This is a genomic window from Methylobacterium sp. J-030 (assembly GCF_022829545.1).
Lineage (GTDB): Bacteria > Pseudomonadota > Alphaproteobacteria > Rhizobiales > Beijerinckiaceae > Methylobacterium.
Genome location: NZ_JAKSYM010000091.1, coordinates 89,296 through 97,258, shown reverse-complemented (window position 1 = coordinate 97,258; position 7,963 = coordinate 89,296). Strand labels below are relative to the sequence as shown.

General features: G+C 66.0%; 11 protein-coding genes. 3 read left to right on the top strand and 8 right to left on the bottom strand.

Features of this window, described 5'->3' with window-relative positions; genetic code table 11:
* Positions 1-261: 261 nt before the first annotated feature.
* From rplR to MKK75_RS05945, 8 genes are all read right to left on the bottom strand, one after another.
* Positions 262-624: a 50S ribosomal protein L18 gene (gene rplR / locus MKK75_RS05980; RefSeq protein ID WP_010686176.1), complete on the bottom strand. Its 363-nt coding sequence runs from the start codon at positions 622-624 to the stop codon at positions 262-264.
* A 10-nt stretch (positions 625-634) separates the two neighbouring features.
* Positions 635-1,168 carry a 50S ribosomal protein L6 gene (gene rplF, locus MKK75_RS05975; RefSeq protein WP_244041698.1) on the bottom strand — a complete coding sequence of 178 codons (534 nt, stop codon included), beginning with the start codon at positions 1,166-1,168 and terminating at the stop codon, positions 635-637.
* Positions 1,169-1,190: 22 nt separating this feature from the next.
* Positions 1,191-1,586, bottom strand: coding sequence for a 30S ribosomal protein S8 (gene rpsH, locus MKK75_RS05970; RefSeq protein ID WP_244003962.1), 396 nt, complete (start codon positions 1,584-1,586; stop codon positions 1,191-1,193).
* Positions 1,587-1,596: 10 nt separating this feature from the next.
* Complete coding sequence (gene rpsN / locus MKK75_RS05965) at positions 1,597-1,902, bottom strand: 30S ribosomal protein S14 (RefSeq protein WP_091789232.1); 306 nt, start codon at positions 1,900-1,902, stop codon at positions 1,597-1,599.
* A gap of 40 nt (positions 1,903-1,942) precedes the next feature.
* Complete coding sequence (gene rplE, locus MKK75_RS05960; RefSeq protein WP_244041697.1) at positions 1,943-2,509, bottom strand: 50S ribosomal protein L5; 567 nt, start codon at positions 2,507-2,509, stop codon at positions 1,943-1,945.
* Complete coding sequence (gene rplX / locus MKK75_RS05955; RefSeq protein WP_244041696.1) at positions 2,502-2,816, bottom strand: 50S ribosomal protein L24; 315 nt, start codon at positions 2,814-2,816, stop codon at positions 2,502-2,504. The genes rplE and rplX overlap by 8 nt, the downstream gene beginning before the upstream one ends.
* Positions 2,816-3,184: a 50S ribosomal protein L14 gene (gene rplN / locus MKK75_RS05950; RefSeq protein WP_007557579.1), complete on the bottom strand. Its 369-nt coding sequence runs from the start codon at positions 3,182-3,184 to the stop codon at positions 2,816-2,818. Before rplN ends, rplX begins: the two co-directional genes overlap by 1 nt.
* A 504-nt stretch (positions 3,185-3,688) precedes the next feature.
* Positions 3,689-4,066, bottom strand: coding sequence for a hypothetical protein (locus tag MKK75_RS05945; protein ID WP_244041695.1), 378 nt, complete (start codon positions 4,064-4,066; stop codon positions 3,689-3,691).
* A 781-nt stretch (positions 4,067-4,847) separates the two neighbouring features.
* On the opposite strand from MKK75_RS05945, the gene rpsL reads away from it, so the two are divergent.
* The 3 genes from rpsL (at position 4,848) to fusA (ending at position 7,930) form a co-directional block, all read left to right on the top strand.
* Positions 4,848-5,219 carry a 30S ribosomal protein S12 gene (gene rpsL / locus MKK75_RS05940; protein WP_007557568.1) on the top strand — a complete coding sequence of 124 codons (372 nt, stop codon included), beginning with the start codon at positions 4,848-4,850 and terminating at the stop codon, positions 5,217-5,219.
* Positions 5,220-5,353: 134 nt separating this feature from the next.
* Positions 5,354-5,824 (top strand): 30S ribosomal protein S7, encoded by a 471-nt coding sequence (gene rpsG / locus MKK75_RS05935; protein ID WP_012319183.1) that lies wholly within the window; start codon positions 5,354-5,356, stop codon positions 5,822-5,824.
* Between the two features lie 30 nt (positions 5,825-5,854).
* Positions 5,855-7,930 (top strand): elongation factor G, encoded by a 2,076-nt coding sequence (fusA, locus tag MKK75_RS05930; protein WP_244041694.1) that lies wholly within the window; start codon positions 5,855-5,857, stop codon positions 7,928-7,930.
* The last annotated feature ends 33 nt before the right edge of the window (positions 7,931-7,963 follow it).

Genomic DNA, 7,963 nt, shown 5'->3' with positions numbered 1-7,963 from the left:
TTATCGGCACCCGCCGGACAAGGCGGGTGCCGCGGCCCCCACCTCACAGTTCACGCGCCATGTTTTTGCAACCTATCTGCCTGGCGCAGCTACGACGACCCGCTCGCTCGATCCCATCCCACCAGTCTCGGGCAAGCCCGGTCTGAGTGGGGAGGAGTTAGGGGTGGGGGTGGTGCAGGAGGCACCGTCGCGCTTGATCATGAACCACCCCCACCTCCGGTTCCTCCCCGCAAGGGTGAGGAGAGAGGCCCGTTGGAGGCCTTAGAACTCCAGGCCACCCTCGCGGGCGGCCTCGGCCACGGCCGCGACACGGCCGTGGTAGATGTAGCCGGAGCGGTCGAAGATCACCTTCGTGACGCCCGCGGCCTTGGCGCGCTCGGCCACCAGCTTGCCCACCGCCTTGGCGGCGGCGACGTCGGCGCCGGTCTTGAGTTCGCCCTTGAGTGCCTTGTCGATTGACGAGGCGGCGGCCAGCGTCTTGCCGGCGACGTCGTCGATGACCTGCACGTAGATCTGCTTCGATGAGCGGAACACCGAGAGCCGCGGACGGCCGTTGGCGGCCGCCCGCAGCGCGCGGCGGACGCGCGCCTTGCGGCGATCGAGGGCTTCGAGCTTGCGAGACATGATGCCCTCCTTACTTCTTCTTGCCTTCCTTGCGGAAGATGAACTCGCCCGCGTACTTCACGCCCTTGCCCTTGTAGGGCTCGGGTCCGCGGTATTCGCGGATCTCGGCGGCGACCTGACCGACCTGCTGGCGGTTGATCCCGGAGATCGTGATCTCGGTGGGCTTCGGGGTTGCGATCGTGATCCCGGCCGGGATCGCGTATTCGATGTCGTGGCTGTAGCCGAGCGACAGCTTGAGGGCCTTGCCGGCCATCGCGGCGCGATAGCCGACGCCGGTGATCTCGAGCTTCTTCTCGAAACCCTTCGACACGCCCTCGGCGATGTTGGCGATCTGCGCCCGCGACGTGCCCCACAGGGAGCGCGCCGGCTTGGACTGGTTGATCGGCTCCACCGCAACGGCGCCGTCCTTCATCGCCACGCTGACGAGCGCGGGGACCACGAAGGACAATTCGCCCTTCGAGCCCTTCATCTTGACCGTCTGGCCGGTGACGGTGGCGGTGACGCCGGCCGGCACGGGAACGGGCTTCTTGCCTACGCGAGACATGGGATAACCTCCTCCGTCCCGATCAGAACACGGTGCAGAGCACTTCACCGCCGACGTTGCGCTCGCGCGCCTCGTGGTCGGCCATGACGCCCTGCGGGGTGGAGACAATGGTGACGCCGAGGCCGTCGGCCACGTGCGGCAGCTCGCCGACCGACGAGTAGACCCGGCGGCCCGGCTTCGACACGCGCTTGATCTCGCGGATCACCGGGCGCCCGTCGTAGTACTTGAGCTCGATGGCGAACTCGGTGCGGCCGTTGCCGAGGTCGGTCGCCGCGTAGTCGCGGATGTAGCCCTCGGACTTCAGCACGTTCAGGACGCTGGCGCGCAGGCGCGAGCCCGGCGTCTGCACCACGTTGCGACGGCGCAGCTGACCGTTGCGGATGCGGGTGAGCATGTCGCCCACGGGATCGTTGACCATGGGGACCTCCTTACCAGCTCGACTTGACCAGGCCGGGGATCAGTCCCCGGTTGCCAAGCTCGCGCAACGCCACGCGCGAGATGCCCATCTTGCGGTAGTAGGCGCGCGGACGGCCAGTCATGCCGCAGCGGTTGCGGATGCGGGTGGCCGACGAGTTGCGCGGCAGTTCCGCGAGCTTGAGGCGCGCCTCGAAGCGCTCCTCCATCTCGAGACCATCGTTGTTGGCGATCTCCAAGAGCGCCTTCCGCTTGGCCGCGAAGCGCTTCACCAGCGCCTTGCGGGCCTCATTCTTCTCGACTGAGCTTTTCTTCGACATGTGGTCTATCTCCGGTGTCCGCGTCTGAAGCCCGAGGGCTTCACTGCCGGAACGGGAACTGGAAGGCGGCGAGCAGGGCCTTGGCCTCGGCATCGGTCTTGGCGGTGGTCGCCACGACGATGTCCATGCCCCAGGTCTGCTCAGCCTTGTCGTAGGAGATCTCCGGGAACACGAGGTGCTCCTTGAGACCGAGCGCGTAGTTGCCGCGCCCGTCGAACGAGCGCGGGTTCAGGCCGCGGAAGTCACGGACGCGCGGCAGCGCGATGGTGATCAACCGGTCCATGAACTCGTACATGCGCTGCTTGCGCAGGGTCACCTTGCAGCCAATCGGCATGCCCTCACGGACCTTGAAGGTCGCGATGGCCTTGCGGGCCTTGGTGATGACCGGCTTCTGGCCGGCGATCAGGGCGAGGTCGCCCGCCGCCACGGACGCCTTCTTCGAATCCGCGGTGGACTCGCCGACGCCCATGTTGATCACGATCTTCGTGATCTGCGGCACTTCCATCGGATTCTTGTAGCCGAACTCTTCGATCAGCTTCTGACGCACCACCTCGTCGTAGTGCTTGCGCATACGCGGGGTGTAGGCATTCTTGTCGGCCTCAGCCATCGATCTGATCCCCCGTGGTCTTGGCGAACCGGACCTTGCGCCCGTCTTCGAGGATGCGGAAACCCACGCGGGTCGGCTTGCCATTGGCATCCGCGACCGCGATGTTCGAGAGCTGGATGGCGGCCTCCTTGGAGATGATGCCGCCCTCCTGGTTCTGGGTCTGCTTCTGGTGCTTCTTGACCAGGTTGACGCCGCGCACGAAAGCCCGGCCTTCCTTCGGCAGGACCTGGATCACCTCGCCCGAGCGACCCGAGTCGCGGCCGGTGAGCACGACGACCGTGTCGCCCTTCTTGATCTTGGCAGCCATCACAGCACCTCCGGAGCCAGGGAGATGATCTTCATGTGGTTGCGGGCGCGGAGCTCGCGCGGCACCGGTCCGAAGATGCGGGTGCCGATCGGCTCCTTCTGATTGTTGATCAGGACCGCGGCGTTCTTGTCGAACCGGATCACCGACCCGTCGACGCGCTTCACGGCCTTCGCGGTGCGGACGACCACCGCCTTCATGACGTCGCCCTTCTTGACGCGACCGCGCGGGATCGCTTCCTTGACGGAGACGACGATCACGTCGCCCACGCCGGCATACTTGCGCTTCGACCCGCCGAGAACCTTGATGCACATAACGCGGCGTGCACCCGAGTTGTCGGCGACGTCCAGATTCGTCTGCATCTGGATCACGTGCGTGACTCCTTGTTTCAGGCGGGTTTCCGCACGCGGGCGGTATTGCCCGGCGGACGACGCCTGATGGGGATCTGAGGTCCCCGGCTCATGTGTTCGACCGCGCTGGCGATGTCGAAACGACACCGGCGCGGTCACCGCGTTCACAGGGTGCGAGCACCCATCGAAATTCTCGCGAAGGCCGGGCGGATACTACGGGTGGGCCGGGAAGGCAAGCCGAGCGGCCGGGATTTTAAGCGCCGGGCGGGGCATGCGGCGCCTCGGGGAGCCGCTGCGTGGCGAGTCCTGCGCTGGGTCCGAGTCGTGTTCCGATGACGCTGCATGCGCCCGGGGAAACGGATTTGCGTTTTATCCTTGAACGCGGCCCTCTTCCGGACAGGTGAAACGCGAGCAGACCCCGGTCCGGGACCTCGCACAAGAATCGGCCGCGCAGCGGCGCGTCAAAACGAGAAGAACCGGCGCGCCGCTCGGCGCACCGGTCCAGATTTTACACGAACGGCGCGATCAGGCGGGCTGGCCGGCCGATTCGAATAAGAACCCGTCGAGGCTCGGGATCGTCACCGACGCCCCGCAGGCGGGCTTCGACAGGCGCCAGGGCCGCTCGCCCTTGGCCCGGATCGCCTCCGAGGGGCGCAGGCGGCGCATCGTGCCGTCGTCCCGCACCTCCTCGATCGCCAGGAAGCCGTAGACCTGCAGCCGCGAGGCCGTGAGCTTGGTCGCGCGATCTTCGGCGGCCAGCACCATGCTGCCGGTGGCGTAGACAGCATCCAGCAGGGAGCGCTGCTCGCTGCGGCGGCGATCGCGCGCCTCCCGCTCGCCCGGAGCCTGGGCGGGGACGGGCCGCCGAAACGGAATGACGTTGCTGACCGCGACGCAACCCATACGCAACATCCTTGACGCGAACTTGGGGCGATCCCGCCGCCCGTTGATCACGACACTTCGATGGTTTGCTTTAAACTTCCGTAGACCGTGATCGGGCGTCCCTGCCCCGATCCGGCACGCCGGGCGCTCGCGGCCGCACAGCGGGCCGGTTCGGCGACGCATGGGATCTGGTGCACACGCGAGGGCGCCAGACGATCGATCGAAAGGTTCGCCGGGACGCCGAAGGCAATCGACGGGACGACTCGCCGTTCTTCGGGAGCGGCATGAATGAATGCCGGGCGGACAACGGAAGACCCCATGGAACGTCTTCCGGGTCGGTTTCGTGGCCGGTGCGATGATACGCGGAACCGTGTCGGCATCCCACCGCGGAACGCCTGGCCGGGTATTGGCGCGGGAGGCGATCGCAACGGATCGTCCGGCTCGCGGGGCGGTTCGTCGCGCGCCTTGACCGAACTTTAACCTCCGGTGCGGTGCAGATTTCTGCCGCATGCGCATTGACCTCTGAGGCAACCGCGTCTAGAAGCGCGCCACTTCGGATGGCCATCGGCTGCCGACGGCCCCCTCGGACCTGATCCGGACGCCGCCGCAAACGCCCCGCGCGCTCCGAGGAATCAAATCGCCTGACGCTGTAAGTCAGATCCGTAGGTACGAGCGCGTTCGTTTCGGGCGTGCTCCTCTGCCCACACCGCGCCGAGGGGCTCTGACCAGCCCTCCGGCGCATATTCGTATTGCGGATCGCTCTTCGCGATCCGGATTAGGTGACCGAGGAAGAGGGCACAGGATGCCGACGATCAATCAGCTGATCGCCCAGCCGAGGAAGATCCAGCGGAGCCGCAACAAGGTTCCGGCGCTCGATGCTTGCCCGCAGAAGCGTGGCGTCTGCACCCGCGTCTACACGACGACCCCGAAGAAGCCGAACTCGGCGCTTCGTAAGGTCGCCAAGGTTCGTCTGACCAACGGCTTCGAGGTGATCGGTTACATCCCGGGCGAGGGTCACAACCTTCAGGAGCACTCCGTGGTGATGATCCGCGGCGGCCGCGTGAAGGACCTTCCGGGTGTGCGCTACCACATCCTGCGCGGTGTGCTCGACACGCAGGGCGTGAAGAACCGCAAGCAGCGCCGGTCGAAGTACGGTGCCAAGCGTCCGAAGTAAGACCCGCGACCGGAACTTATCCGGTCGCATCGATCCGTTTCCACGGCCTCGTAAGGATGTCGCCGGCTTCATTAAGAGAGCCAAGGCGGCCTGCGCGAGGCGCTTAAGATCTTTTTGTTCGAAAGTCCCAAAAGATGTCCCGTCGCCACTCTGCCGAGAAGCGTGAGATCATCCCGGACCCGAAGTATGGGGACGTGGTGCTGACGAAGTTCATGAACTCCATCATGTACGAGGGCAAGAAGTCGACCGCCGAGCGCATCGTCTACGGCGCCTTCGACATCGTCGAGAACCGCGCCCGGGCCAACCCGATCGAGGTGTTCCGCGCCGCGCTCGACAACGTCGCCCCGATGATCGAGGTCCGCTCCCGCCGCGTCGGCGGCGCGACCTATCAGGTCCCGGTCGAGGTCCGCACCGAGCGCCGCCAGGCGCTGGCGATCCGCTGGCTGATCCAGGCAGCCCGCTCGCGCAACGATCGCACCATGGTCGAGCGCCTCTCCGCCGAGCTGCTCGACGCCGCCAACAACCGCGGCAACGCCGTGAAGAAGCGGGAAGACACGCACCGGATGGCGGAAGCCAACCGCGCCTTCTCGCACTACCGCTGGTAAGCGGTTCCGCCGTCTCTCAGGAGCAATCCGATGCCCCGCACGCACGCGATCGAGGACTACCGCAACTTCGGCATCATGGCCCACATCGATGCCGGAAAGACCACGACCACGGAGCGGATCCTCTACTACACCGGAAAGTCCCACAAGATCGGCGAAGTCCATGAGGGCGCCGCCACGATGGACTGGATGGAGCAGGAGCAGGAGCGCGGCATCACGATCACGTCCGCCGCGACGACGTGCTTCTGGCGCGAGAAGCGCCTGAACATCATCGACACCCCCGGCCACGTGGACTTCACCATCGAGGTGGAGCGCTCGCTGCGCGTGCTCGACGGTGCCGTGTGCGTGCTCGACGGCAACCAGGGCGTCGAGCCGCAGACCGAGACCGTGTGGCGTCAGGCCGACAAGTACGACGTGCCGCGCGTCGTGTTCGTCAACAAGATGGACAAGATCGGCGCCGACTTCTTCAAGTGCGTCGCCGACATCATCGACCGCGTCGCCGGCAAGCCGGTCTGCCTCCAGCTGCCGATCGGGGCCGAGTCCAACTTCCAGGGCGTGATCGACCTCATCAAGATGAAGGCGATCGTCTGGTCGGGTGAGGCGCTCGGCGCCAACTTCGACGAGGTCGAGATCCCGGCCGACCTGAAGGACCAGGCGGTCGAATACCGGACCAAGCTGGTCGAGGCCTGCGTCGAGCTCGATGACGAGGCCATGGGCGCCTACCTCGACGGCACCGAGCCGGACGAGGCGACCATGCGCAAGCTCGTGCGCAAGGCCGTCCAGCTGCGCGCCTTCCATCCGGTGCTGTGCGGCTCGGCGTTCAAGAACAAGGGCGTGCAGCCGCTCCTCGACGCCGTCGTGGACTACCTGCCCTCCCCGGCCGACCGCGGCGAGATCAAGGGCATCGACTTCAAGACCGAGGAAGAGACCGTCCGTCACCCGACGGATACGGACCCCTTCTCCATGCTCGCCTTCAAGATCATGGACGATCCCCACGTCGGCACGATCACCTTCTGCCGCGTGTATTCGGGCAAGGTCGATTCGGGCGCCAACGTGCTGAATTCCTCGCGCGACAAGAAGGAGCGCGTCGGCCGCATGCTGCTGATGCACGCCAACAACCGCGAGGACATCAAGGAGGCCTTCGCGGGTGACATCGTCGCCCTGGCCGGCCTCAAGGATACCCGCACGGGCGACACCCTCTGCGACCCGCAGAAGGCCGTGATCCTCGAGAAGATGGAATTCCCGGAGCCGGTGATCGAGATCGCCGTCGAGCCGAAGTCGAAGGCCGATCAGGAGAAGCTCGGCATCGCGCTGGCGAAGCTCGCCGCCGAGGACCCGTCCTTCCGCGTCTCCACCGACCAGGAATCGGGCCAGACCATCCTGAAGGGGATGGGCGAGCTCCACCTCGACATCAAGGTCGATATCCTGCGCCGCACCTACAAGGTCGACGCGAATATCGGCCAGCCGCAGGTGGCCTACCGCGAGAAGCTGACCCGCCGTCAGGAGATCGACTACACGCACAAGAAGCAGACCGGCGGTACCGGCCAGTTTGCCCGCGTCAAGTTCGTGGTCGAGCCGAACGAGCCGGGTGCCGGCTTCGCCTTCGAGTCGAAGATCGTCGGTGGCGCGGTGCCGAAGGAGTATATCCCGGGCGTCGAGAAGGGCCTGAACTCGGTCCTCGGCGCCGGCGTACTCGCCGGCTTCCCGGTGGTGGACGTGAAGGTCGAGCTGATCGACGGCGCCTACCACGACGTCGACTCCTCGGCGCTCGCCTTCGAGATCGCCTCCCGCGCCGCGTTCCGCGAGGCGCTGCAGAAGGGCGGCTCGGTCCTGCTCGAGCCGGTGATGAAGGTCGAGGTCGTGTCGCCGGAAGAGTATACCGGCTCGGTGATCGGCGACCTGAACAGCCGCCGCGGCCAGATCCAGGGCCAGGACATGCGCGGCAACGCCAACGTCATCAATGCGATGGTGCCGCTGGCCAACATGTTCGGCTACGTGAACCAGCTGCGCTCCTTTTCCCAGGGCCGCGCCAATTTCACGATGCAGTTCGATCACTACGAAGAGGTGCCGCGCGGCGAGGCCGACAAGGTCATCGCCAAGTACGCCTAAGGCTTACGCCTCAACATCTCTTCTTCCGCAACG

Excerpts from the sequence above, each read along its gene's own strand:
- rplR (WP_010686176.1), bottom strand. The coding sequence starts at position 624 with ATGTCTCGCAAGCTCGAAGCCCTCGATCGCCGCAAGGCGCGCGTCCGC.
- rplF (WP_244041698.1), bottom strand. The coding sequence starts at position 1,168 with ATGTCTCGCGTAGGCAAGAAGCCCGTTCCCGTGCCGGCCGGCGTCACC.
- rpsH (WP_244003962.1), bottom strand. The coding sequence starts at position 1,586 with ATGGTCAACGATCCCGTGGGCGACATGCTCACCCGCATCCGCAACGGT.
- rpsN (WP_091789232.1), bottom strand. The coding sequence starts at position 1,902 with ATGTCGAAGAAAAGCTCAGTCGAGAAGAATGAGGCCCGCAAGGCGCTG.
- rplE (WP_244041697.1), bottom strand. The coding sequence starts at position 2,509 with ATGGCTGAGGCCGACAAGAATGCCTACACCCCGCGTATGCGCAAGCAC.
- rplX (WP_244041696.1), bottom strand. The coding sequence starts at position 2,816 with ATGGCTGCCAAGATCAAGAAGGGCGACACGGTCGTCGTGCTCACCGGC.
- MKK75_RS05945 (WP_244041695.1), bottom strand. The coding sequence starts at position 4,066 with ATGGGTTGCGTCGCGGTCAGCAACGTCATTCCGTTTCGGCGGCCCGTC.
- rpsL (WP_007557568.1), top strand. The coding sequence starts at position 4,848 with ATGCCGACGATCAATCAGCTGATCGCCCAGCCGAGGAAGATCCAGCGG.
- rpsG (WP_012319183.1), top strand. The coding sequence starts at position 5,354 with ATGTCCCGTCGCCACTCTGCCGAGAAGCGTGAGATCATCCCGGACCCG.
- fusA (WP_244041694.1), top strand. The coding sequence starts at position 5,855 with ATGCCCCGCACGCACGCGATCGAGGACTACCGCAACTTCGGCATCATG.